This window comes from Tsuneonella sp. CC-YZS046, assembly GCF_035581365.1.
Classification (GTDB): domain Bacteria; phylum Pseudomonadota; class Alphaproteobacteria; order Sphingomonadales; family Sphingomonadaceae; genus JAWKXU01.
Genome location: NZ_CP141590.1, coordinates 206611 through 231543, shown reverse-complemented (window position 1 = coordinate 231543; position 24933 = coordinate 206611). Strand labels below are relative to the sequence as shown.

14 protein-coding genes are annotated in these 24933 nt (G+C 63.3%); 8 read left to right on the top strand and 6 right to left on the bottom strand.

The features are described 5' to 3' along the window. Positions 1–469: 469 nt before the first annotated feature. Together U8326_RS01100 and U8326_RS01095 are read right to left on the bottom strand one after the other, a co-directional pair. Positions 470–850 (bottom strand): hypothetical protein, encoded by a 381-nt coding sequence (locus tag U8326_RS01100; protein ID WP_324741836.1) that lies wholly within the window; start codon positions 848–850, stop codon positions 470–472. A 10-nt stretch (positions 851–860) separates the two neighbouring features. Next, complete coding sequence (locus tag U8326_RS01095; RefSeq protein ID WP_324741835.1) at positions 861–13931, bottom strand: LysM peptidoglycan-binding domain-containing protein; 13071 nt, start codon at positions 13929–13931, stop codon at positions 861–863. A 177-nt stretch (positions 13932–14108) separates the two neighbouring features. Between U8326_RS01095 and U8326_RS01090 the strand changes: the two genes are divergently transcribed. The 3 genes from U8326_RS01090 to U8326_RS01080 are packed head-to-tail and all read left to right on the top strand — an operon-like array spanning position 14109 to position 15631. Continuing rightward, on the top strand, positions 14109–14435 hold the full coding sequence (locus U8326_RS01090) for a metalloregulator ArsR/SmtB family transcription factor (protein WP_324741834.1): 327 nt from the start codon (positions 14109–14111) through the stop codon (positions 14433–14435). 12 nt (positions 14436–14447) lie between these two features. Next, positions 14448–14963: an arsenate reductase ArsC gene (locus tag U8326_RS01085; protein ID WP_324741833.1), complete on the top strand. Its 516-nt coding sequence runs from the start codon at positions 14448–14450 to the stop codon at positions 14961–14963. An 8-nt stretch (positions 14964–14971) separates the two neighbouring features. Further along, complete coding sequence (locus tag U8326_RS01080; RefSeq protein ID WP_324743658.1) at positions 14972–15631, top strand: MIP/aquaporin family protein; 660 nt, start codon at positions 14972–14974, stop codon at positions 15629–15631. 444 nt (positions 15632–16075) lie between these two features. Here the strand turns inward: U8326_RS01080 and U8326_RS01075 are convergent, their stop codons facing one another. Then, the gene (locus U8326_RS01075; RefSeq protein ID WP_324741832.1) at positions 16076–18130 is read right to left on the bottom strand and encodes a TonB-dependent receptor; all 2055 of its coding nucleotides are present in this window, start codon (positions 18128–18130) and stop codon (positions 16076–16078) included. An 85-nt stretch (positions 18131–18215) separates the two neighbouring features. Here U8326_RS01075 and U8326_RS01070 point away from each other — a divergent pair, with 85 nt between their 5' ends. Together U8326_RS01070 and U8326_RS01065 are read left to right on the top strand one after the other, a co-directional pair. After that, complete coding sequence (locus tag U8326_RS01070; protein ID WP_324741830.1) at positions 18216–18743, top strand: homogentisate 1,2-dioxygenase; 528 nt, start codon at positions 18216–18218, stop codon at positions 18741–18743. A 17-nt stretch (positions 18744–18760) separates the two neighbouring features. Beyond that, positions 18761–19729 carry a cytochrome-c peroxidase gene (locus tag U8326_RS01065; RefSeq protein WP_324741828.1) on the top strand — a complete coding sequence of 323 codons (969 nt, stop codon included), beginning with the start codon at positions 18761–18763 and terminating at the stop codon, positions 19727–19729. A gap of 5 nt (positions 19730–19734) precedes the next feature. Here the strand turns inward: U8326_RS01065 and U8326_RS01060 are convergent, their stop codons facing one another. Further along, positions 19735–20115 carry a winged helix-turn-helix domain-containing protein gene (locus U8326_RS01060; protein ID WP_324741827.1) on the bottom strand — a complete coding sequence of 127 codons (381 nt, stop codon included), beginning with the start codon at positions 20113–20115 and terminating at the stop codon, positions 19735–19737. A gap of 36 nt (positions 20116–20151) precedes the next feature. Continuing rightward, the gene (locus U8326_RS01055; RefSeq protein WP_324741825.1) at positions 20152–21054 is read right to left on the bottom strand and encodes a LysR substrate-binding domain-containing protein; all 903 of its coding nucleotides are present in this window, start codon (positions 21052–21054) and stop codon (positions 20152–20154) included. A 116-nt stretch (positions 21055–21170) separates the two neighbouring features. On the opposite strand from U8326_RS01055, the gene U8326_RS01050 reads away from it, so the two are divergent. The 3 genes from U8326_RS01050 (at position 21171) to U8326_RS01040 (ending at position 23659) form a co-directional block, all read left to right on the top strand. After that, on the top strand, positions 21171–22037 hold the full coding sequence (locus U8326_RS01050) for a pirin family protein (RefSeq protein WP_324741824.1): 867 nt from the start codon (positions 21171–21173) through the stop codon (positions 22035–22037). 155 nt (positions 22038–22192) lie between these two features. Then, the gene (locus U8326_RS01045) at positions 22193–23086 is read left to right on the top strand and encodes a pirin family protein (RefSeq protein ID WP_324743657.1); all 894 of its coding nucleotides are present in this window, start codon (positions 22193–22195) and stop codon (positions 23084–23086) included. A gap of 15 nt (positions 23087–23101) precedes the next feature. Then, on the top strand, positions 23102–23659 hold the full coding sequence (locus tag U8326_RS01040; RefSeq protein WP_324741822.1) for an NADPH-dependent FMN reductase: 558 nt from the start codon (positions 23102–23104) through the stop codon (positions 23657–23659). Positions 23660–23713: 54 nt separating this feature from the next. Here the strand turns inward: U8326_RS01040 and U8326_RS01035 are convergent, their stop codons facing one another. Then, on the bottom strand, positions 23714–24868 hold the full coding sequence (locus tag U8326_RS01035; protein WP_324741820.1) for an LLM class flavin-dependent oxidoreductase: 1155 nt from the start codon (positions 24866–24868) through the stop codon (positions 23714–23716). Positions 24869–24933: the final 65 nt, after the last annotated feature.

The window sequence follows — 24933 nt, the reverse complement described above, 5'->3', positions numbered from 1 at the left end:
ATAAGTAATTTAAGTAACGTTACAAAAAAGCATAGCTCTTCTGCTTTCATTATGGAGTAATCTGTGCCTGCAGCGGCGCGGCTCATGCTGGCCGCAGCGCACCGCGCCACGGCAATATCGCTTAATTCGGGCACTCGGCACGCTGGATGGCGGCTTTCATTGCCCCAGAGATTCATCCGTTTTCGTGCAAACAAATGATCGTGCGCAGCTTGCCGTCATCGGTCGAGGCGCTGGCCAGCCGCCGTGTCATAGCCATAAATTGCCCATCCGCTGACAGGCCGCGACCGGCCAGGTTGACAGAGTTGACACTGTTCAGGAGAAGAAAATCACCGGGGCGATCAGCGCCGAAAAAGGCAGCCGCGTATGCGGGAATCCCTGCCGCAGGACAAGCGGTGCATCGAGGATCGACTGTGCGAAAGAGCCCCCGCCTGATGTGGCAGAGAGGAGGCGTGTAGGAAAGTTAAGAAAGCTAACGCGGCCAACGATACAAATCCTCAGGATAGGCAAACGGTGGCTTACCTTTAACCACCTGCTCGATATCCTGCATAAGCCAGGAACCGAGTTTGATGTGCTCTGATCCTGCATCGCCAGGGGCGGGACGAACACCGGGTTTTGGCCCCATTGCATAGCCATCGTCATAATGGGCTTTTGCCTGCTCGGTCATTTCTATCAGTTGCGCATAGCGCGCATCCCCAAGTTTCCTTCGCAGATGATCGAGACTTTGCCTTAGGCTGTCCCAACCTTCATCATATGTCTGGAATTCGGTTGGATAATCGGACCCGTTGCAGTTCGTTGTAAGGTAAACGATGCTTTCACGGAGTTCCTGCAGATTTTGATCGATTATAATCATCCAGCGACTCCTATTTTCCAATCCAGTAGAAACCGCCATAGTTCTCGGGCCTGACGATCCCGATGGGAGCATTGTTGTTAGCAGCACGGAAGTCCATGACTTGCGGTGTTCGGGCGGTTTTAAAACCCAGAGTCCCGTCCAAGATCGTCCCACTCTGCGGGAAATAGAGGTCAGGAATTCGATAGGGTCCACTTGTTCCTTCCAGATAAAGGCGCTGATTGATACGAACAAGGTCGGTCCCATGGCCCTGTTCAAGGGCAAATGCTCTTAGAGCTTGACGCGCCAAATCATCAACGCGATTGGCCCTAAAAAGATGTTCAGGCTGCCCAATGGGCGCCCTGATTTCGCCAGCCGCAAGTTGGGCATCGACCCTAGCCAATCCTCGTTCATACGCCGCTGCATATCGTGCTTGATAGAGCGCTTCAATCGAAGGCGCCCTCTCAGCCACCACCACATTCGCAACGCTGCGTCCTAGCGCCGCTTGAACGACCGGCGCCGCGAGCGTTGCGACATCAAATCCCATGGCCCCGACCTGCCTGGCGGCAGCGGAATCGCCCGAGGCAGCCAGCGCCACGGTGGCTCCCGTTCTGCTGACCATACCGGTCGCCGCCCGTCCGACATCACCCGGACTGGCCATGACAACCTGGTCAAACCCAGCACCGAAACTATCGACAGCTCCCTTCAAGGTCTGTCCGGGATGGAAGAGCAAGGATCTCGCCCCGGAAAGCGTTCCGGAAGCCAACTCTACACCTCTCTGCAGGAAGCCCACAGGCATTTGGCCCAGAGCATAGGCTTGCCGTGAAGCTGTCTGATAGCCCAGGTAGTTCAAACCAACTGCAGCTATATTGGCAGCATGGGTAACGACGTTACCTTGCAACTGAGGGTTGATATTCTCCGTTGCCTGCCTGATCGCCCAATCCAGCGAGTTATCGACCCGGCCGATAACCACGATGGTGTCGTCGTGGAGTTCCTGACCCTGCGCCTGCAGCCATTCCCAGCCGCTCTGCAAGAGGCCAAGACCCCGATCCCACATTTCACCGGCGGAGAGATTCACACCGTAGTCGAGGTAAGGCTGGTCAGAGTGTATGCGAAAGCCATCTGCCCGCGGCTTTGCCATCACACCCAGATCGCCGGTCAGGACATCTGCATAACCGTTGCCAACGGTCGCCATGCCTTCGCCAACCGGATTACCCGCGCCCTGGCTATTACGGTGAGCGGCTTCTGCAAGGGCAGTGTGGGCGACCCCGCCCAAAGCGCGGCCGAGAGTCTGGCCAAGCGCATCCGGCAAACCTCTCATCAGATTGTCGCCAAAGCCTTCCCCGGTGATAGCGGAGCGCGTCGCGGCATAGGCAATGGTCGATGCCATCGTGGAGCCAAGGTCATTGCCTATGCCGGCGGCAAAGAAACCGCCGGTCTTGACAAGACCACGCGCAAATTCACCCCCAATGCCGGCGCCAACGCCCGCCGCCGCGACACCGGCAAAGTCGAACTTCGACTGCAACCCGGTCGCCAGCGCGATACCTTGAGTCACCCCATTGCCAAGCACGCCCCGCACCACGTCGCTGGCAAAATTGGTGGCGCCTCCAAGCGCCCCGTCGGGAAGGTTGATGCCTGAAAGGGCGCCACCCACACCCCCGCCGATGGCCGCCAAGGCGACACCCTTGAAGCTGAACTTGTCCTGCAGGCCGGTCGCCACTCCCACCGATTGGCTCGCGACCGAACCAATGGCAGCGGATGCCGCTCCGCCGACTACCGGACCACCGCTCAGGAAGCCAGTCACCGGTGCCTTCACCACCAGAGTAACTGCGACAGCGACCGCCACCAGCAATATCTGCCCCAGTCCGCCGCAGCCGCCCTTCTTCTTGGGCGGCTTGGGCGTGGTCGGCGAGAGATTGCCCACCGCCTCGGCCGAGTCATAGGGCTGCAGCGTCCCGGCATTATGCGTGTTCTTCATCACGCCCGCCGGAAGCAGCAGCACCTGCCCTTCGATCAGCCCCGCCTGCCCGGTAAGCCCGTTCGCCTCCGCAAGTTTATACCACAGGTTCGCATCGCCCCACACCGCCTGCGCGATCGATTGCAGGCTGTCCCCCGGACGCACCGTGTAGCTGCCGCCAGAGGCCCCCTGGCTGTAGGAATTGACCGGATCGTAGCTCTGCGCGAAATCCGCATAGTCCACCGCAGCAAGCTGCCCGTTGCGATAGGTGCCCGCATTGCTGGGCGGCACGATCTGCCGGTCCGCGATGGAAGCGGCATAGTCCTTGTCCAGCGTGCCGTTGTTGCCGGCATAGCCCAGTTCCTTGCCGGCGAAGCGATACCACACCTCATGCGGGCTGCCCGTCTGCCCGGAGGGCGCATTGGACGGCCTGCTCTCGTCGCGCCGGATGATCTGCCCGTTCTCGTCCATCCGGTAAGTGACCGTGCGCGGCTTGCCATCGTTGATCGAGGCGCTGGTCAACCGCCCCGCCGCATCGAACCTGTAGCTGGTGGTGGTGGTGTTCGACCCCTGCACCACCTGAATGCCCGATTGCACCGCCCCTTCCCGCCAATCATAGCTGTAGCTGGTGGTCGAGCCGGTCTGGTTGGAGCCGTTCTTCTTGTTGGTGGTGGACATCGAGACCACCGAGCCGAGCGCGGAGGAAGCGCCGCTGCCGTAATTATAGGTCGAGGTCGCGGTATAGGTGTCGCTGCCCTGCTTGGTCGTCGCGGTTTCGGTCTGGATCTGGTTGCTGGCGTTGTAAGTGAGCGACCGGCTGTAGGCGACGGTCGTGCCGTTCGCCTCATAATCCTGCTGCAGCGTCAGCCGCCCCATTGCGTCATAGGTGAAGCTGGCCCGCCGGGTGGCGGCGCTGGTCGCCGTGGGCGCCGTCGGAATAGCCGAAGCCGAGGCCGGCATCGTCACGCTGGCGCCATTGGTGACGTCCACGCGGGACAGCCGCCCCGCAGCGTCATAGCCGTAGATCTCCCGCTGCTCGCGATATTGGATCGCCCCCGTCTTCTGATAGCTGACGACGGAAACCCGGCGCCCGGCCGCATCGTAGCCGATTTCCTTGCTGGCGCCGTCGTTGATGTTGCGGACGATCGTGGTGCCGCTGGCCCCCGCCGTGCCGGAGAGCACGCCACGGTCGATCACCAGCCGGTTGCGGGAATCGTAGCGGAACCAGTAATTCTGGATGCTCGCGGCCCCGACTGTCCCGTCGGTGTTGATCTTGCTGAAATTAGCGACCGAATGCCGCACATTGCCCGCCGCGTCGTAGGAATAGGTGATGTTCGCCGCGGGCGAGCTGGCGGTGCCCGCCTCCGTCCACTGGATCAGCCGGCCCAGCGCGTCATAGCTGGCCGACTGGTTCTTCCAGATTTCCGGGCTGCTGGTAGTACCGTTGACGGTCTGCCGCTTGCTGCCGACCTCGGTCTTGCGGTTGCCCAGCGCGTCATAGGTGTAGTCCGCGTAAGTTTCGGAAATGACGTTGGACTGGATGCCCGCTCCGAAATTGAAATAATATTCATATTTCGTCGAGGTCTTGGCCTGCTTCACCAGCCCGGTGTTGTAATAGAGATAGTTGTTGCTGGCGGTGCCGGTGCCCGGCGAAGAGGTGGGCGGCGTGGTGACGGTGGAGAGCAGCCGCCCCGCCGCGTCATAGGTGAAGGCCGTGGTGTTCGAGCCGAGATCGTTGCGCGAAATGGTCCGCCCGAAGATATCTTCCTGCTCGGTCAGGCTGCGCCCGTTGGCATAGCCGATGGCGATGGCCCAGCCGCCGAAGGTGCCCATGCCGGCGGTGGCGATTCCACTATCCCAGCTATAGCTGGTGGTGGTGACATCGCCGCCGAAGGCGCGCTGCGCCACGATGCGGCCCTGCATGTCGTATTGCGTGATCTCCTTGTTGGCCGCACCGAACACGCTGTTGTAATGCGAAATCCGCTGGCCCAGGATGTCGTAGGCATAGCTGTCGGTCAGCCCGCTGCCCATTTCCACCGTCTGGATCAGGCGGCCCTTGCTGTCATAGCTCAGCAGGGTGGCGACGCCGGTTTCGTCGGTGATCTTGGTCGCTTCGCCGAAGACGTTGTATTCGGTATGGACCGTGCCGTCCGCATGAATCTCCTGGGCGATCAGCGGCGCGGCGCCGCCAAAGCCGGAGCCTGCGAAGAAGTTGTATCGGGTGAGATTTCCATTGGCGTCCCGCTGGCCGGTGATCCGGCCCGACGCATCATGATAGAACCGCTCGGTCGGGCGGGCATCGATTGCGGCGCCGGCCTCGTCGACGATCTGGACGAGCGGGCGCTCCACCGTGATCAGGCGGCCCATCGTGTTGTAGGTGTAATCGGTGACGCCGCCCTGCGCGTCCGTCTCGCTCGCGACCTCGCCGAAGGCGTTATAGCTGCGCTGGGAAACCAGATCGACAGTGCTGGCGCCCAGTTCGCGCCCTTCCTCGATCACTCTGGTCGCCTGGCCGCGCTTGTCATAGACCGTGAGCGTACCGTTCACATTGGCCTGGCCGACCGACGCATAGGCATTCTGGATCGACGTCACCCCGGCGAGGCTGGCCCCGGCGGAGGTCACCGCCAGCGTCTGGTTGCCCGCCTTGTCGTAGCCGAAATATTTCCAGACCCCATCGCCCGCGTTGCTGGCCCAGACCCGGCCCGCCGCATCATATTTGTTTTCCTGCTGCCACAACCCGTTGATGCCGATGCGGGTCACTTCACCGAAGGCATTGTATTCCATCGAGGAATAATCGTTGGCGGCCTGGAACGCCCAGGCGCTGCCCGATCCGACATAATAGCCCTGGCCGCGATTGCGCCCGAGCAGATCGTAGCGATAGCCGATGCCCTCGCGCACGGTCTGGGTCGCGCCGCTGGCGGTCAGGCTCTGGCGGTCATAATATTCCAGCGTCAGCCGGCCCGCCTTGTCATATTGGTAAAAGCGCGTTTCCGCTTCGGCGCCGTCCCCCACGGTGACGCTGGCGAGGCGGCCCCCGGCGCCATAGCTGTATCGCGTGGCCCGCTTGACCGAGCCGTCAAGCGATCCCTGCTCGCCGCGCACGAGGTTGCCCAGCCCATCGTAGAAATAATCCGCCGCGGAATGATACTTCGCTTCCCGCCTGAGCCGCCCGCCCGCGTCATAGGTGAAATAGGTCGTCTCGCCGGTGGCTTCCTCCCTGCTGACCACCTGCCCCAGCCCGTTGTATCGGTAATCGATCCGCGGCACCCCGCTGAAATAACCGCCGCTTCCATTATGGACCTGCACATTGAGGCGGGATTCCGAAAGCCGGTTGCCATTTTTGTCATAGGTATATTGGGTAATCCGGTCCTTCGCCGCATCTTCCGTGGCTTCGGGCGGATCGAACAGATTGACCGGGGTCGCCACGCGATTGGCGTAGCGCCGTTCCTGGGTGACATTGCCTTCCGCGTCATAGCTCCAGTCGGTGCGATAATTCTCGCCATCCACCTGCGCGATCTTGCGGCCAAGCTTGTCGTAATAGCTCCAGGTCACTGCGCCGTCGGGCGCCGTGATCTTCGCGACATTGCCCTGATAATCGTATGCATAATGCGTGGTGAGCGACTGGCTGCTCTGGCTCGCCCAGCTCGTGCCGGAAACCTCGCCCGTCGTCACGCCGTTCACGCTGCTCGTCAGCATCCGGCCGAGATCGTCATAGGTGAAACTGGTGGTGCGCGCCGCGCCGCCCGGAGCGGCGGGAGCAGAGGCCTGCGCGCCTCCGGTCGCGGGGACTGTCACCGCGTTCTCATAGACCGCCACGCTGAGGACATTGCCGTTCGCGTCATAGCCATAGGCGGTGTAGGTGCCGAGGGCGTCGATCTCCACGACCTTGCGGTTCAGCTGGTCATAGAAGAACACCGTCGCCGCGCCGGCCGCATCGACTGTCTTGATGACGTTGCCGCGCGCATCATAGGCGATGGTTTCGGTCGGCTGCCCGGATTCGGCGGCCACCGCCCTGGTGGCGAGATCGATTTTGAAGCCGGAAACGCTTTCTCCCTTCGTCTCCACCAGCCGGTCGAGCATGTCGTAGGCGTAGGTGGTGACTCTCTCCTCCGGCAGGCCGACGGCCTCCGTCCGCGCAATCAGGTTGCCGCGCGCGTCATAGGCATAGCTGTTCCTGACCGGCAGGGACTGTTCCACTCCGGCGCTGGTGTAGGATTGGACGGGCAGGGTTTCCGAAAGCAGCAGGCCGCGCTTATCGTAGACATAGGTCGTGGTCCCCCCGGCCTGGACCGCGTCGGTCCACGACTTGGCCGTGGATGACGCACGGTTGCCATAGGCATCGTAGGTAAAGCTCTCGAAATGCCCTTCCGCATCCGTGACCTTGGTCAGCTGGCCCCGCTCGTCATATTCGAACTGGGTCTGGGCTGCATTTTGCGACGCGGAAGGGTCCAGCCGGGTCAGTGAAATGCGCTGGCCGAAGGCGTTGTAAACATGGGTTTCCTTGTAGCCCTCCGCATCGGTCCGTCCGACCAGCAACCCCCGGCGATCATACTCGAACGATGTTCTGGCCGAGGCGAAGGGGTCATTGTCCTCGGTCGCCAGCAGTTCCTGCAAGTCCTCGGTGAGCCGGGTGACGGTGAATTGCGCATTGGAAGCGCTGGTCTGCAAGGCCCTGATCGACGCAAATTCGCCAAGCGCCTGCGCGCCCGCGAGCGCCCGGTCGATCGCGATCTGCGCGAGTTCCGCCTGCAGGCGGGTATTGTCGATATGGAAGAAGGATTCCGGAGTGAACTTCGCTTCAATCAAGTCCCGCGCAAAATTCTGGAGTGTGGAATAGGCTTCGAACTGCCCTATCGCGGACTCCCAGCGCTCTACTTCCTGCTCGACCTCCCTGATGTCTAAATCAATCCATATGCGCTGATACCATGGAACACTATCCCGCTGCACCCGCAAGGCTGCTATTTCTTCTTCCAGCTCATTGACCCGAGCGGTCAGATAGGGGATCGGATCGGCGAGCGCCTCCTCCAACCTGGCGCTTATATCGGTCTGCTCATAACCAAATCGGCGAAACGCTTCGGTTACGAGCTGATCGCCCAGCCCACTGAACGAATAGCGGCCGCGCGCGAACTGAATGTCGGTCTCCACCTCATCGATGACCGCGTCATAGGCCTGAATCTGGCGGTTCAGATTGGCGCGCGTGCTGGTCTGATGCTGGGGTGTCTGATTATACTGCTGTTGCGTGGCGGCGCGGCTCGCGGTGAGCGTGTCGAGATATAGTTCCAGATAGCTCAGCGCATCGCCAGCCGTACCTTGCTGAATATCGGCTTCGACCTGCGCAATCCTTGCCTGAACCAAAGTGATCTGCCGCTGCAGAAGATCCCGGGTGTTCGACTGATTCTGATGTGTGGAGGCAAACTCACCTTGCAGTTCGGACAGATCCTGATTCAGGGACTGGAGATGGACCGGAAGGAAGTTTTCCAGCCTCCCACCCAATACTCTGAAAATTTGCAAATCAACGTATTCTATATAGCGCTCTAGTTCTTCTATTCTTTGTTCCATCTCGGACCCGCCAGGCCCGTTATATCCATGCCCGTTATAATGCCAATTGTCTTCATATTCCTGTTCAAGCTTGGCCAGATCGGCCGCGAGATAGGCTTGTAGAGTTTCGAACGCGGATTCCGGATCGGCCAGCCATTCATCGAGGGAGACCTTGGGGGCAGCGGCAACATCCAGCGCACGAGCATCCACTATCGCCTGGAAGTCTGCGACAGCCTGAAAAGGAACATATAATTCCTCGAAAGAACTTTCGATGATTGCGATGCCGGTTTGCGAAAGCGGCTGATTGAAAATTTGAATATCGCGAATTTCATCGTCTACATCGCCGATCGGCTCATTCAGCGCATTGATTTGCTGGCCCAGCGCATACCACTCATACGATCCGAATGGGGCCGCATTCCTTTGGACCTGCAAGGCGTTGCGTTGCGCCACCAGTTCATCGCGATAGGCCCGGAGATGAGGAAGTGGATTGGCCAGCACAGCCGCCTTGGCGGCGTCGATCACTTGGAGCCCCTCGCCTAGCACATCGGCATCTTCGTTCGCGATAAGGCTGGCCTGCTGATCGAACGCCTTGTTGACGGTCTTCGTGCTCAGCGAGGTAAGGGATTGCCCGTTCTGAACCCGCTGTATCTCGCTTTCCAGCGCATCCACTTCATCTTCGAGAACCTGGATCTCGATGGAAAGCAGGCGCCGTTCCAGCGTGGCCGGGTAGGACGGCATGGCGTCATATTCGGCCTGCCGCAAAACCAGATCCGCGCTCGTCGCCGCAAGCCGGGTCTGCAAATATGGCAGCGGCTGCAGCAAGGCCGCATTCAACTGGTCGGCAAGCACCCGGAGCTTGGCGGAATGCAGGAATTCCGCATCGACGATGCCGAGGCCTAATGCGGTAAGAGCCTGATTGTTCTGCGCCCGATTGATCTCGGCCTGAACCGCGCTGATGTTATTCTGCATCGCGTTGATCTGGGCATCGAGCGCGTCCCGCGTCTGGCTGGATGTGGCTTTCTGCCGCTTCGCCTGCAGCCTGGCGAGCTGATCCTGCAGATCGGCCTTGTGGTTCTGGAGATAGGATACCGCGGCCAGCCCGCTGCTGGAAAGCGCGGCATTCACCGCAATCTGCCGCGCCGCATCGAGATCGGCTTGCGCGGCCGCAAGATTGGCTTCGAGGACAGCGAGCTGCCCCGCCAGCATATCCTCATAGGCATCGAGTTCGGTGATGCGCGCCACCCGCGCTTCGACCTGCGCTATGCCGAAATCGCTCAGCGGCTGAGCATTCTGGACCCGCGCGATCTCGCCTTCCAGATCGGCGATCTGGTCTTCGACATCATTGATCCGCCTATCCCTCGACTGGCTGTAAGGCATCTTCACCCAGCCCTCGAGCTTGTATTCAAGCTCCTGCAGGGCTTGCTGGAGATAGGAAAGCGGGTCGGCCAGCGCGACCGCCATTTCCGCCTCCGCGATGGCGAGTTGCGCATTCGCGGCTGTGGCAAGGGGTTGAAACGATGCGGCCCAGGCACTCGCGAAAGCCGCGCCCGCGCCACGGGCGACGATCTCGTTCCCCAGCGACGTCAGAGCCTGCCCGTTCTGGAAGCGCGTGATCTGCCCTTCCACCTGCCTGATATCGCGCTCGACATCCTCGATGTCGTCTTCCAGCTCGTCTCGCTCGGAGGAATAACCATGGGGCGGCAGGGCATCATATTCGGCCTGCAATGCGGCGAGTTCGATATTCAGCCGGTCGATTTCAGCCTGCAGGAAGGGCAGCGGCGCTTCCAGCGCGGCGGCCAGCACAGGCTGCACTGCCTCGAGTTTTTCGCGCAAATCGTTGCGGCGGATCTTCGCCGCGGACAACGCCGCCTTGGTCTCCTCGATCTCGATCGCCAGCGCGTTTTCGACCTCGGGCGAAGCGAAGATCAGCTGCGCCGGATCGGTCGTCTCGTTCTGGTATTGGCGGATCTCCCTGATCTCGCCGAACGCATTGTAGAAATTCTTGGTAAGATAGCTTTCCGGATCGAGAACGGCGATCACCCGGCTGAGATTGTCGTAGAATGTGCGGGTGGATTTGCCGCGCGGATCGGTCACTTTCGTCACATTGCCGAAGCCGTCGTATTCATAGGCCAGCACCCCGCCTCTGGCGTCGGTCGCGGTGAGCAGCAGGCCCCTTTCGTCGTAGCTGTAGGTCGTGACATTGCCGTTGGCGTCGGTCGCGCTGATCCGGTTGCCCAGCCCGTCATAGGCATAGAACGAGCCGACCTGCCCGGGCTGGCCATAGGCCTGGTATTCGGCCACGAGCCGGCCCGCGCCGTCATATTCATAATGGGTCCGGACCTTCTCGCCGGCCACGTTGTCCGCGCGATAGATATCGCTCAGCTGGCCCAGCGCATTGTAGACATGGCGGGTGACGAAGCCTTCGCCGTCCGTGCTGGTGAGAAGCCGCCCGGCATTGTCGTAGCTGTAGCTCAGCGTGATCGGGCTGCCGGAACCGGATGCGAAGGACGCGATCTGCGACAGCGTGGTGCCGTCCGTCACCGTGACCTTGTTGGGCCAGGCGGTTTCGCCGATCTTGCGGCCTTCCGCATCATAGGCGAAGCCGCGCACATAGCCTTCGCCATCGACCGTGTAGAGCAGCTCGCCCCGCTCGCTATACCAGTTGCGGGTGATCCGATTGGCGGGATTATCGGCCTGCGCGGCGGCGGCGGACCAATTGTCCAGCGCCCCGAGAGCAGCGCCCATATTGAGGGTCGCGGCGAACTGCACGCTTTTCACCACGCGCCCCGCCGCATCATAGGAATAGGCGGTGACGCGCTGCTCGCCATCCACAATATACCGCACCCGCCCGGTGGCATCGTAGATCCTGGATTCGGATCGATCCTGGCCCGGATTATTGGAAATCGCGGCGTTGACCTTTTCATAGGTCATTTCCGACGCCACGATCAGATTGGCATATTGCTTCGTGACGGCCGGCTTGCCGGCGGAATTGCGGCCGAAAGACGTGACTCCGCCCTGGGCGTTCACGACATAGGTGAGTTCCCCCGCCCCATTGTAGAGGAAGTAGCTGTGGCCGTCGGTCGCGCTGGGCGAGGTGGCCGAAGCGCGAAGTTGCGAGAAGCTGCCGGAGTTCCACAGCGTGGAGCCGGTCCGCGTGGCATAGGCGATTTCCTCGACCTTCTGCCCGGCCGCGTCATGGACATGCTCGGTCAGATAGCCTTCGCCATCCAGCACCCCGACAAGCTGGCCCGCCTTGTTGTAGAACTGGCGCGAGACCACGTCCCTGGTGTTGGCGGAAGGCAGCACGGGCGCCGAAGGGGGCGTGTTCCTGATAGTGTTGAGCTGCGCCGCGCTCAGCCGGTTGTAATAGGCCGTGGTCCGCACCAGCCGGTCGGAGCCGTCATAGGCGTAGCTGGCGACGCTGCCGTCGCCCGCGATGGCCTGGATGACGCGGCCGCCATCGTCATAGACCGTCCAGCTCCACAGGTCGGACGCGTTCGACGCCGGGCGGATGGCGGAAAGCTGGACGCCGCTGTCCGGGTTCGAGAGCAGCGCCAGATCGCCCGCATCCAGAACGGTGGTGTATCGGGCCGTGGCGACCACCCGGTCCGCCTTGTCGTAGCGATATTCGACCATCTCGCCGAGATGATTGACGTCCGCCACCTTGCGCCCCGCCCGGTCGTAGACGAAATAGCTCTTGCGCCCGGTGGCGTCGGTGACGACCCGCAACTGCCCGTTCTTGTCATAGGCATAGGTGGTGTTGCCGCCGACGGTATGCGCACCGCTGTCGAGCCTGCTGACAAGCTCGCCCGCGCGGTTGTAGGTGGAGACGCTGGTGTAGCCCGAGGCGGTGGTGACGGTGGTCTTGAGCGCCGCATCGTTGAACACGATTGTCGTGGCGCCACCCGCGAGATCGGTGGAGGCGACCAGCCGCCCCATTCCGTCATAGACGAAACTTTCCGCATTCTCGCCTTCATTGTGCCGGGAAAGCAGCCGGCCCGACTGGTCATAGGTGAAATGGGCGCGCGTGGATGAACGCCCCGGATCGCCCGCGCCCGATGCATCCGCGAACCGGAACGCCCGGGTGGAGATCAGGCCGCCACGGGCGTCATAGGCATATTCGGTGACCTTGGCGGTTTTCAGGTCGCCCAGGCCGGCCATCCATGCATCCATCCCTGCTTCGTCGATCGGCGCGGGGCCGACCGGATAGGGATGGGCCGGATATTCGACCGTCCGCGCCAGCTCGCCGGCGGCGGTATATTCATATTCCGTGACCTGGCCCGCGCCGTTTACGGCGTAGCGCAGATGACCCTCGGCATCGTAGGCGTATTGCGCATATTGCGCGGAACTCGGCCCGCTTTCGTCCGACCCGTAGGCGAACTCGGTAATCAGGCGGTTGGCCCCGTCATAGGTCTTCTGCACCGCATTGCTATTGGCATCGGCAATGTAGGTGACGTTCCCGTTCGCGTCATACTGATAGGTGGTCGTCTCGCCATTGCCATCGGTCACGCTCGCCACGTTCCCATGGGCATCGTAGGAGAACTGGACCTGCTGCGCGGCGGCCCCGGTCTGGGCCGGTGGCGCGACGATCCTGGTGAGGCGGTTGAAGCCATCGTAATCCAGCCGCATCACCTGCCCGTCCGGGCCGGTGATGTCGGTCAGGCCCGCGCCATAGGACAGGGTGGTGACGCGGGTATCGCCGGACGCGACGGTCTGCGTCAGCGTCTGCACCCGGCCATTGGCGTCATAAGCGATGGCAAGTTGCGATCCATCGGTCTGCGTAATGGATGCGACCCGGTTGCTGGCGCCAGCATAAGTGTAGCTGACGGTATAGACCTTGCCGTCGGCGACCGAGTTGTTCTCCGGCGACAGATCGGTGGTGACCAGGATCAGCCGGTCGCTGGCGTCATAGGCATAGCGGGTGCGGGTCAGCGTGCTGGAAGCCTGCGTCGCGAGGTTGGTATAGCCGGTGACTATCTGGGAAATATTGTTGCCCGACCAGACATATTGCACCCATCCGCCGTCGGCCGTCGTCACCTTGTCGAGCTTGTCCCCGGCATAGCTCCAGCTCAGGGTGTTTCCGTCGATGTCGCTCGCCGTGGCGATGCGCCAGTTGTCGGCGCCATGCGCGGCATAGCTTTCGGTCGCTTGCGTGCCGCCGTCGCGCCAGGTCCATACATCATCGGAGAAGGTAAGCTGGTCGTGCGCGCCATCGCCCTCGGTCGTGACATAGGCCGCGCGCCCCTCGTTCCAGCCATAGACGACCACGGCGCCATCGGCCCCCAGGCGGCTGATCGTGCTGCCCGCGGTGTTGACGGTTCCGGTCAGGCCGAAGACACGCCGGGTCGTGCTCTGCTGCCACTGATCGCCATTGTCGCCATCGGCCGCGTCGGCGATGCTGTTGTAGGTCCGCGCGATCCCCACGTCCGGGCCACGGCCCACCAGGAATTCGTCCTGATGGTGGATCAGCAGGTTGCCGGTCGCCGCATTGACAGCGACATTTTCCCCGCCACGGCCCAGCAGAACCCCGCCCAGCTGCCCGGCGCCGCCGAGAATATTCGCGGAACCCCGCGTGAAACCGGCACCCGCACCCGTGAAAATCGCAACCATTCCGCCCTGCCCCGCTTGACTGACCGACCAAGGAAGCACGCGCTTCCGCAGGTATGATCCGACGAGGCGGGAGAAAGTTTAGCCGGGGCGCGAAATTTCTTTCGCCGGCGCGGCGGTTATCCGAAGAGATGCTCCCGGTACTTGCGCTTATCTCTATATTTCGATAATTCCCGAATCATGGATAAATTAGAAGCTCTCGAAACCTTGGCGGCGCTCTCCCAGCAGACCCGCCTGGACACCTTCCGGCTCCTGGTGAAGCACGAACCGGAAGGGCTTCCCGCCGGTGAGATCGCGCGCGCATTGGATGTCCCGCCAAACACCCTTTCAACCCACCTTGCCACTCTCGCTCGCGCTAACCTCGTTGTCCCGGAGCGTCGCAGCCGCGTCATCCAATATCGCGCCGACATATCCCGCCTGCGCGGACTGCTCGTCTTTCTGGCCAAAGACTGCTGCGGCGGGCGAGCGGAGCTGTGCGAACCGCTCTTCGATGAACTGCGCTGCTGACGGAGAAATTGAATGATCGGCAAAACCTACAACGTGCTTTTCCTCTGCACGGGCAACAGCGCTCGCTCGATCCTTGCCGAGGCTCTGCTGAACCATGACGGCAAGGGCCGCTTCCGTGCCTTCAGCGCCGGGAGCCAGCCCAGGGGGACGGTGCATCCGATGGCTTTGGAAGTGCTTTCCGGGTTCGGCTTCCCGACCGAGGGCTTGCACTCGAAAGGTTGGGGCGAATTTGCCGGACCAGATACGCCGGTGTTCGACTTCATCTTCACCGTCTGCGACAATGCGGCGGGTGAAGCCTGCCCGGTGTGGCTCGGCCACCCGATGACAGCGCATTGGGGTATCGAAGACCCGGCGGCGGTAGAGGGCGAAGGCCAGCGAGAAGCCTTTATGCAGGCCTTGCGATATCTACGCCAGCGGATCGGCCTCTTCCTGTCGCTGCCGCTCGATACCCTCGACAAGATGGCCACCGCGCGCAAGCTCAAGGAGATCGGCACAAGCGCGGGTGCGACCGGAAAGGCTCTCACTTGAGCCGAAGCATGGCGCAACGGCTCGGCGGGGAGGCGGTCGGTTGCTTTTTCCTCTTCGCCACTGTCATCGGCTCCGGCATCATGGCCGAACGGCTTGCGGGCGGAAACGTCGCGATAACATTGCTCTGCAACACGCTGGCCACGGGCGCAATCCTGTTCGTCCTCATCACGATATTGGGGCCGATCTCGGGCGCGCATTTCAATCCGGTGGTGACGATGGTAGCCCGGCTGCGCGGTGAGATCGAGGCCGGGTCCGCCCTGCTTTATATCACTGCCCAACTGGCGGGTGGCGTTCTCGGCGTCTGGGCCTCGCACGCGATGTTTGATCTGGCGATCATCCAGCTTTCCGAGAGGATACGCACCGGCCCTGGCCAATGGATCGGGGAGGGCGTGGCCACATTCGGTCTGGTTTTCACGATCCTGGGCACATCGAAGTCTCGCCCCCGGATGGCGCCCGCGACCGTGGCCCTCTACATCTGCGCGGCATACTGGTTCACTTCATCCACCAGCTTCGCCAACCCGGCCATTACAATCGCCCGATCCATGAGCAACAGTTTCGCAGGAATTTCTCCGCTTTCGCTTTTTGGCTTCATTGCCTCACAATTCCTGGGAGCCTTGCTCGCTTATCAGGCAGGAAAAGCGCTTTTCGCGAATGCTCCGGCAGAATGATCGCTGCTGCCCGTAACCCCAAAAACCCCTTTTTCAGACGTTGGGCTTCTTCGCATTCCAAGCCAAGGGCGTAAATGAGAATATGCAAGAGGGGTTGGGAGCAGGCCCTTCTCCTTTCCTACATCACGCAAATCTGCCTTATCCTGAGGGATGGCGCACAGAGCATCCCATGCCCCCTACTGGCCCGGCAACAGGCGCATTCGGACAGGCCGAAACGGGGCCGCGCGAAAGGTCACACGGAAAGACGCGGGCCGACAGCGATGGAAGAACGGTTTATCGCGCGGATATGGCACGCGGACCGCCCAGATCGAAATGCACATTTTCCGCGTTCTGCGTCAACCGCTGGTGGGTTCCCGCATTGGCTTCGCCGCCCTGCCGGGTCGCGGGAATGACGAAGAGCGCGGGATGAAAAAGCCGCCCCAGTTCATGCCAGCCGGGAAATGCCTAATACCGCGCCCGCGCCGAGAGGAAGAAGCTCCGTCCCGCCTCGGGGAAGCCGTCGGTCAGCGTGTAGCTGTCGTCGAAGGCATTGCGCACGCCCGCGCCGAGGACCACGCCGTCGATCGCCTCGTAATCCAGCCGGAGGTTGGCCTGCACATAGGCGCCGGTGCGATAATAGCGCGTGCCCGCGGTGTTCACGGTCCAGCGGTCGGAGGCGATCTCCACCGAGGGCAGGATGCTCAACCGCCCGGCCGGCTTCCATTCCAGCCAGGCAAACGCCTTGTGCCGGGGCACGCCGGTCGCTTCGAAGGCCGGAACGCTGGGATCGGTGAAATCGCGCTCGGTCCAGGTGTAGTTCGCCCCCAGGCTCAACGCGTCGCTCGCCTGGGCGCTCACCGCCAGCTCGACTCCGTAATATTCGCCCTTGCCGACATTGCGGCTCTGGCTGACCGAAGTATCGTTGAAGATGAAAGGGAACGAGACGATCGCATCGTCCAGCCAGGAATAGAAGGCATTGCCTTCCACCCGGACCGCGCCGAACCGCTTCGATCCGCCCAGTTCGAGGTTGGTGGCCCGCTCGGCCTTGAGGTCGGGGTTGGAGGTGGCGCCGCCGAAGCGGGAGCTGAAGCGCTCGAACAGGCTGGGGAAGCGGGTGCGCGAGGACAGGCTGAAGTGGGCCGATGTATCCGCGTCCGGCGTCCATTCCAGCCGCCCCTGCGCGTTCCACGTATCGGCGTCGACCAGCGGATAGCCGAACAGCGTGCCGCCATTGCGCGCGCCGTTGAGAGTGAATTCGTCCGACTGGCGCAGGTCGCGCCAGTCATAGCTGAAGCCCGCCGTCAGGCTGAGCGCGGGGGTGAGCTGCAGCCGGTCCTCGATCGCGATGCTGTAGGTATCCTCGGCGCTTTTCTGCGGCGGCTCGATGAAGCCGGTGGGGAATACCTGCGAATATTCCACATGCTCGTCGCGCCGGTAATGGAAGGCGAGGCTCAGGCGGTTGCCCCCCGCCGCATAGTCGAGCTGGACCGAGCCGCCATAGGCCTCATCGTCATACCAGCTGTTGAACACGCGCCCGGCCGGAAGGGTCTGGGTCGTCTGGGTATGGTCGTCGAAGCCGCGCAGCAGATTGTCGAAGGTGTTGCGATAGAGCCGCGTCTTGAGCCTCAGATCGTCGGTGATCGCGGTGGTGGAGAGGAAATAGATGCTCTCGATGTTCCAGTAGGGCCAGCTCCAGGCCTGGGCCTGGGGATTGGTGACGTGCAGCGGCGCGTTCTTCGATCCTTCCTGGCGGGTGTAGCTGATCGAATATTCGTCGGTGGCGTTGGGCGTGAAGCCCAGCTTGGCGTTGACCCGCCAGTCCCGGGTGCGGCTGAACTCCCGTTCCCCGCCATCCTCGATGGCGGTGGGGGTGAAGCCCCCGGGCAGGTCCCAATGGTCGCGGAAGGTACGGGCGTAGCTGGCCTGCGCATACCACTGGTCCTGCCGGGTGCCGAGCAGGGCGAAGGCGTTGTAGCCGGCATAGTCCGCGTCCCGGTCAAGCTCCAGCGTGCCGCGCGCCTCGACCTCGATCTCCCTGGCGGGCTTGCGGGTGACGAGGTTGATCGCGCCGCCCATCGCGCCCGGCCCGTCCAGCACCGAGGCATAGCCCTTGGCCACCTGGATCTCGGCCACGTCGGCGGTGAGGAAGCGGCCATAATCCAGCCGGTTGTCGTAGGGCAGATAGACGCGGATGCCGTCGATGGAGATCGGCACCTGGAACCGGTCGAACCCGCGCACGAAGATCAGCCGCTCGTTGCGCGATCCGCCGCTGTTCGAACTGCTGACGCCCGGCATCAGATTCACCGCATCGTCGAGATGGTTGCGGTTGAAGGCTTCGATCGCCTGCGCGGTCATGGTTTCGCCGGTCACCGCGATGCTTTCCGGCCGCTGGCCGGTGACGACGATCTGGCCGAGCGTGAAGGTTCCCGCCGCTTCGCCCTGCTCGGGCGCATCGGCGGCGAATGCCGGAGCGGCGAGAGAGGCCGACAAGGCCGCCACAAGGAAACTCGAACGATGCATGGAAAGCCCCCCGGGAAAGCGGTTGTCGATGAATGCACGAAGCTATATTTACAGAAATATAGCTTGCCAAGGACACATATCTCCCATGCTCAAGAACTATCCCCACCTCATGGCCGCGGCATTGGCGCTGGGACTTCCCATGGGAGCAGGCGCCACGGAAAAACCGCCGGAAAGCTGCACCGCCCCGGTGAAGCCGGATGGGCCGCTGGCCGCCTGGGAAAATCCGGTCGAACTGCAGGCGGCGGGCAGGGATCGCGATCTGGCGGCCGCAACGCTTCCTGTCGGGCAGGCGGCGCGCGTCGCCCTGCTGCAGACCCCCGAGGTGCGGTATGCGCTGCGCCCGGAGAAGCCCGGCGGATCGGTCAGCCATGGGGGAATGGTGGCCTTCTCGGTTGCCGAGGCCGGAACCTATCGCGTGGCGCTGGGCTCCGGCGCGTGGGTCGACATCGTGGCGAACGGCAAGGCGGCGGTTTCCACCGGGCATGGTCACGGACCGGCCTGCACCGGCATCCGCAAGATGGTGGATTTTGCGCTCGAGCCGGGCGACTACATCCTGCAGATTGCGGCCAATGGCGCTCCACAGACGAATGTGCTGATCGCCCGCATACCTTAGGTCAGGCCCCGGAAACGATGCGCCCGGCGGCTCTTGCGATATTATGCCTGCTGCTGACCGGCGCCGGGTCCGCCCGATGGTTCCACGCATCCCCGCCCGGGCTGGCCGCGCCCGCCATCCCATCGGATAATCCGCTGACCGCCGCCAAGGTCGAGCTGGGGCGCAGGCTGTTCTACGATGCCGACCTTTCCATCGACGGAACCCTGTCCTGCGCCAGTTGCCACAACCAGAAGCACGCTTTCGCCGACAGCATCGCCACCCGGCCGGGCGCAACCGGGGAGCCGGGCCGGCGCAATGCCCCGGGGCTGGCCAATGTCGCCTGGTTCGGCAGGCTGACCTTCGCGGACCCCGCGCTGGCCGCGCTGGAGGCGCAAGTGGCGGTTCCCGTCTTCGGCACGCATCCGGTCGAGTTGGGCATGGCGGGGCAGGAAGCGGAAATCCGGGCACGCCTGGGGCGCGATCCCTGCTACCGCACAATGTTCCGCAAGGCATTTCCCAGGGATCGGGGCCGGATCGACTTCGGCAATGTCGCCCGCGCGATCGCCAGCTTCCAGCGGACGCTGGTGTCGTTCGACAGCCCCTACGACCGCCAGCGGCTCCCGCCCGCGGCGGCGGAAGGCGAGCGGCTGTTCAAGCGGGATTGCGCGGCCTGCCATGCCGGGCCGCTGTTCACCGACATGGCCTATCACCGCCTCGAGCCGCTCGATCCCGGCGCCGCCGACAAGGGGCTTGCCGAAGCGACCGGACAGGACGGCGATGCCGGCATGTTCCGGACGCCGAGCTTGCGCAACGTGATGCTGACCGGCCCCTGGTGGCACGATGGCTCCGCCAAAAGCGCGCAGGATGCGGTCCGCCGCCACGGGATCGACCATCCCCCGGAAGATGCCGCCCGGCTGATGGCATTCCTCGCCTCGCTGAGCGATCTCGAGTTCACGCGCGATCCGGCCCTGTCGCTTCCCGGCGAGGCCTGCGGAAAGCCGCTGTGAAAGCGTCAACCCTTCCGGCTCGGCCGGGGCGACGGCAGCAGCGCGCCGCGCAGCGTGGCCATTTCCCCGGCGTCGGCCGCGCTTTCCAGCCGGATCAGCAGGGCGCGATATTCGCCCAGGACGGTCCGGCCGAACTCGGTCACCCGCGCCCCGCCGCCATGATGGCTCCCCGGCGAAGTCTCGACCAGCGGGTCGTTCCAGCAGCGGTTCATGACGTCCACCAGGCCCCAGGCGCGGCTGTAGCTCATGCCCATGGATTTTCCGGCGGCGGAGATCGAACCATGCTCCGCGATCGCATCCAGCAGATCGGCCTTGCCCGGCCCCATGGCGATCTCGTCGCCACAGAACAGCTGGATCTTTATCTTCAACGGTCGCCTATCGGTCATCCCTTGCTTCTAGCCTCGATCCCCCACCCGCGACAATCAGGCGTGATCCCGCTGCCGGGAGCATTCCTCGACGAGAAAGTCGAGCAGGGCGCGGACCGAAGGGAGCAGGCCCCGGCGCGAAGGAAACACGGCGTGGATCACCCAGTCCGGCGGGCGCCATTCGGGCAGCAGCTGCACGAGACTCCCCGCATCTATATCCCGCCAGATCATCATCGTCGGCAACTGCACCACACCCACCCCGGCAAGCGCCGCCTGCCGCAAGGCCGCCATGTCGTCCGTCACCAGGCGCGGACGATGCGGTATCCCGGCAGTCTCGCCGCCGCTCGCGACCAGCTGCCATTGATGATTGCCATGGGGCGGGCCGAAATCGAGGCTGGGCAAGCCGGCAAGATCGCCCGGCGACATCAGCGGCTCGCTCACCAGGGCCGGGCTGGCGACCAGGCACTGGCTGCTCGTGTCGAGCTTGCGCATCACCAGATCGGTGGATTCGAGCGGAGGGAAGCGCACCCGGATCGCAAGGTCGAAACCTTCCGCAATCACATCGACCCGGCGATTGGTGCTTTCCAGATGCACCTCGACGCCAGGATATTGCACCATGAAACGCGCGATCAGCTCGCCAAAGCGAAAGTTGAGCAGGGCGACCGGGCAGCTCATCCGGATGACGCCGCGCGGCTCGGCGCGGACTTCGGCGACGACCTGCTCCGCCGCTTCGGCCTCCACCAGCATGGCGACGCAGCGCTCATAGAACTCGCGCCCGATCTCCGTCACCGAAAAGCGGCGGGACGAGCGATTGAGCAAGCGCACGCCCAGCCGCTCTTCCAGCTGCCGGATGCGCCGGCTGAGCTTGGACTTCTGGATGCCCAGCACCCTGCCCGCGGCGGCAAAGCCGCCATGATCGACCACCTGAACGAAGTAATAGAGGTCGTTGAGATCCTGCATCGTCCTAAAAATAGAACGATGCGTCGAATTTGGCAATCTTCCGGCAGCTTCGTTCCAGGATTAAGTATCGTGCAACAGGCGAAGGCCCATCAGGCGCCCCGCCACGGAGACGCGACATGAACAAGACAATCCTAGGCCGTTACGGCAACGATCGCGGGCACTGGGTCGGCGATGGCTTCCCGGTCCGTTCGCTCTTTTCCTATCACACGCTCGACCGGCACATCAGCCCGTTCCTGCTGCTCGATTATGCGGGGCCGCATTATTTCGAGCCGACCGAGGCCCGGCGCGGCGTCGGCGAGCATCCGCATCGCGGGTTCGAAACCGTCACCATCGTCTATGACGGCGAAGTGGAGCATCGGGATTCCGCCGGCAATGGCGGGATCATCGGTCCGGGCGACGTGCAGTGGATGACGGCGGCCGGCGGCATCGTGCATGAGGAATATCATTCCCCGGCCTTCGCCAGGACCGGCGGCCCGTTCCGCATGGTGCAGCTGTGGGTCAATCTGCCCGCGAAGGACAAGCTGGCGCCGGGGGGATATCAGGCCATCACCTCGGCCGAGATCCCGGTGGTCGACCTGCCCGACGGCGCTGGCGCCGCCCGGATCATCGCCGGCGAATTGCTGGGCGCGAAAGGCCCGGCAAGGACCTTCACGCCGATCAACGTGTGGGACATGCGGCTGACCCGCGATGCCGAATTGGCGCTCGACCTGCCCGAAGGCCACATCGCCCTGCTGGTGGTGCTGGGCGGGCATGTCACCGTCAACGGCGGCCAGCAAGCGGGAGAAGCCGAAGTCATCCTGCTTGGCCGCGAAGGCAGCGGGGCGTCGGTCCATGCCGATGGCGACACGGTGCTGCTGGTGCTGACAGGCGAGCCGATCGACGAGCCGATCGTCGGCTACGGCCCGTTCGTGATGAACAGCGAGGCCGAAATTCGCCAGGCCATCGACGACTACAACAGCGGCAGGTTCGCCACGGCGGCCTGACGACAATGGCCCGGCTCTCCCCTTGTCGAGAGAGCCGGGCCTCCCTTTACCGGGCATCGGCCGCAACCCCGCCTGACAAGGCGATGCGGCAGGTATAGTCTGCGGTCCTCGCCCGGGGCCGGCCAGCCTCAAGCGGCACAAGGAAGGAAATGGCAATGATCGAGATGGTGATCGAACAGCGGCGGCGCAGCCTGGGCGGGGGGCTGGACGTGGGCCGCGTCCTGCCATACGCCAAACGGCGCATGGTCGGCCCCTTCGTGTTCTTCGACCATATGGGTCCGCTCGACATTGCCGCGGGGTCGCACGACCACCTCGATGTGCGGCCGCATCCCCATATCGGGCTGTCGACCGTGACCTATCTGTTCTCGGGCGAAGTGATGCATCGCGACAGTGTCGGGTCGATCCAGCAGATCCGCCCGCGCGAAGTGAACTGGATGACCGCGGGCAGCGGCGTGACCCATAGCGAAAGGTTTGAGAAGGCGCGGACGCAGGGCGATCATTTGCACGGCATCCAGGCCTGGGTCGCCCTCCCCACGGCGGACGAGGAAACCGCCCCGTCCTTCTCCCATCATTCAGGCGGCGATCTTCCGCAATGGAGCGACACGGGCGTCCACGGCCAGCTTATCGCGGGAAGCGCCTATGGCCTCAACGCTGCGGTGAAAACGCATTCCCCGCTGTTCTACGCGCATCTGGATCTGGACGCGGGAGCAGTCGCGGAAATTCCCGGCGACCAGCCGGAGCGCGCGCTCTATGTCGCGGCGGGCGCGGTGGAACTGGATGGCCGGCGCTTCGACACCGGGCAGATGCTGGTGCTGGGCGAAGGCGCATCCTCGGTGAAGGCGGCGGAACGGTCCACCATCATGGTCCTGGGCGGCGAACCGCTGGGGGAACGCTACATCTACTGGAATTTCGTATCCTCCTCGAAGGAGCGGCTGGCGCAGGCCGCCGAAGACTGGAAGGCGGGGCGGATGAAGCTGCCCGATGCGGACGACAAGGAATTCATCCCCCTTCCCGAAGGCCCCGCTCCCTCGGCCCCGGCCATGTCATGAGAAAGGATTGAACATATGCCCCATATCGTAGGCATCGCGGGCAGCCTCAGGCGTCATTCGTTCAATCTCGGCGTGCTCAACGCCGCGCGCGACCTGATGCCGGCCGGCGCCACGCTGTCCGTCCACACGCTGACGGACATCCCGCTCTATAACGCCGATGAGGAAGAAGCCGGCGGGCTGCCGCCCGCTGTGGCCGCGTTGAAGGATGCGGTGGCGCAAGCGGACGGCGTGCTGCTGGCAACCCCGGAATACAACAACGGCATACCCGGCGTGTTCAAGAACGCGATCGACTGGATGTCCCGGCCGACGGACGACATCGGGCGTATCTTCAGGAACCGGCCCTTCGCGGTGATCGGCGCCTCGCCCGGCGGCTTCGGGACGATCCTGGCGCAGGACGGATGGCTGCCCGTGTTGCGGATGCTGGGCGCGAGACCCTGGTTCGGCGGCCGCCTCATGATCTCCGGCGCGGGCCAGCTTTTCGACGGGAACGGTCGATTGACCGACGAGGCCACGCGAGAACGGCTGCGGGAGTTCCTGGCCGGCTTCACCAGCTTCACCGCCGCGGGAGCCTGACGGGCCTGCCGGTCCATGCGGGCCTGCCCCCGGCAAGCCCGCATGGCAGAGCGGTCAGCTCTTGGTTTCGGCGTAGACTCTGGCCATGGCTTCCTGGGCCCTGGCGGTGATTTCGGCGCCTTCGAAGCCGGTGCCCATGACATCCTCGAAGCTGGCCAGGGTGGCCCGGTTGGTGCCCCGGTAGTAAGGGATCACCTCTTCGGCGAACAGCTGATGGCTGCGCAGCGTCGCATCGTGCCGCGCCCAGTCCACCCCCATCAGCATGTAGCAGCCGAACCCGCCAGACTTCTCGATCAGCCGGTCGATCTGCGCACGCGCCATCTCCGGCGTCCCGATCACCGCAAACCCCTGCTCGTTGAGCTGGTCCACCGCCCGGTCCGTGCTCGACCAGTCGATCCCCGCCCCCGGGTTGATGTGCTCCCGGTAGTTCTCCAGCTTGCACATCCCGTAGCGCACTTCATCGCGCGCCTGCTCGAACGTCTCGGCGATATGCATCGGACCCATCAGGCGCCACTTGCTGCGATCCGCCACATGGCCGGCCTTCTTCGCTTCCGTCTCGATGATCTGCCAATGCTCCAGCAGCTTCTCCACACCCACCGGATGCGTCGCAGCCACCGACAGCAGCCCCATCCCGTGCTTGCCTGCCAGCAGCGGACCCGACGGCGAGATCACACCCACCGTCGCCATGTCGAAATTGCTGTAGGGCAGCAGCTGCAGCCGCGCATCGACCAGGTTGAACCAGTCCGTCTTGCGCGTTACCCGCTCACCCTTGAACAGCGGGATCAGCACTTCCAGCGCCTCATGCAGCATCCGCCGGTTGTTCAGCGGATCAAGGCCGATCATCTGCGCGTCCTGCACCAGCTGGCCCGGCGCAACCCCGAACATCATCCGTCCGCGCGTCATGTAATCGAGCTGCACGATCCGGTCCGCCACCATCAGCGGATTGTGATAGGGGATGGTGATCGCCCCCGTCCCCAGCTTGATGTGCCTGGTCCGCTCCGCCGCCGCCGCGATCGTCAGCTCCGGGCACGAGATCGTCTCCACCCCGCCCGAATGGTGCTCCCCGATCCACGCCTCGTCAAAACCCAGACGATCCAGGTTGATGATCGTCTCCATGTCCTGCTGCAACGCCAGCAGCGGGTTCAGGTCAGGCCGGTGATACGGGCCCATGAATATCCCAAACCGCATCGGCTCCTCGATAAATCTCATAATCCTGCTTCCCTTCATTTCCTGCCGCATTGATGAAGCCGGCCACCCGGATCACCTGCGGAATG

Bases quoted from the DNA above. Each gene is read 5' to 3' on its own strand.
- U8326_RS01100 (WP_324741836.1), bottom strand. From the start codon at position 850: ATGATTATAATCGATCAAAATCTGCAGGAACTCCGTGAAAGCATCGTT.
- U8326_RS01060 (WP_324741827.1), bottom strand. From the start codon at position 20,115: ATGACCGATAGGCGACCGTTGAAGATAAAGATCCAGCTGTTCTGTGGC.
- U8326_RS01045 (WP_324743657.1), top strand. From the start codon at position 22,193: ATGATCGAGATGGTGATCGAACAGCGGCGGCGCAGCCTGGGCGGGGGG.
- U8326_RS01035 (WP_324741820.1), bottom strand. From the start codon at position 24,868: ATGAGATTTATCGAGGAGCCGATGCGGTTTGGGATATTCATGGGCCCG.
- U8326_RS01070 (WP_324741830.1), top strand. From the start codon at position 18,216: ATGCTCAAGAACTATCCCCACCTCATGGCCGCGGCATTGGCGCTGGGA.
- U8326_RS01085 (WP_324741833.1), top strand. From the start codon at position 14,448: ATGATCGGCAAAACCTACAACGTGCTTTTCCTCTGCACGGGCAACAGC.
- U8326_RS01080 (WP_324743658.1), top strand. From the start codon at position 14,972: ATGGCGCAACGGCTCGGCGGGGAGGCGGTCGGTTGCTTTTTCCTCTTC.
- U8326_RS01040 (WP_324741822.1), top strand. From the start codon at position 23,102: ATGCCCCATATCGTAGGCATCGCGGGCAGCCTCAGGCGTCATTCGTTC.
- U8326_RS01050 (WP_324741824.1), top strand. From the start codon at position 21,171: ATGAACAAGACAATCCTAGGCCGTTACGGCAACGATCGCGGGCACTGG.
- U8326_RS01090 (WP_324741834.1), top strand. From the start codon at position 14,109: ATGGATAAATTAGAAGCTCTCGAAACCTTGGCGGCGCTCTCCCAGCAG.
- U8326_RS01065 (WP_324741828.1), top strand. From the start codon at position 18,761: ATGCGCCCGGCGGCTCTTGCGATATTATGCCTGCTGCTGACCGGCGCC.
- U8326_RS01055 (WP_324741825.1), bottom strand. From the start codon at position 21,054: ATGCAGGATCTCAACGACCTCTATTACTTCGTTCAGGTGGTCGATCAT.
- U8326_RS01075 (WP_324741832.1), bottom strand. From the start codon at position 18,130: ATGCATCGTTCGAGTTTCCTTGTGGCGGCCTTGTCGGCCTCTCTCGCC.
- U8326_RS01095 (WP_324741835.1), bottom strand. From the start codon at position 13,931: ATGGTTGCGATTTTCACGGGTGCGGGTGCCGGTTTCACGCGGGGTTCC.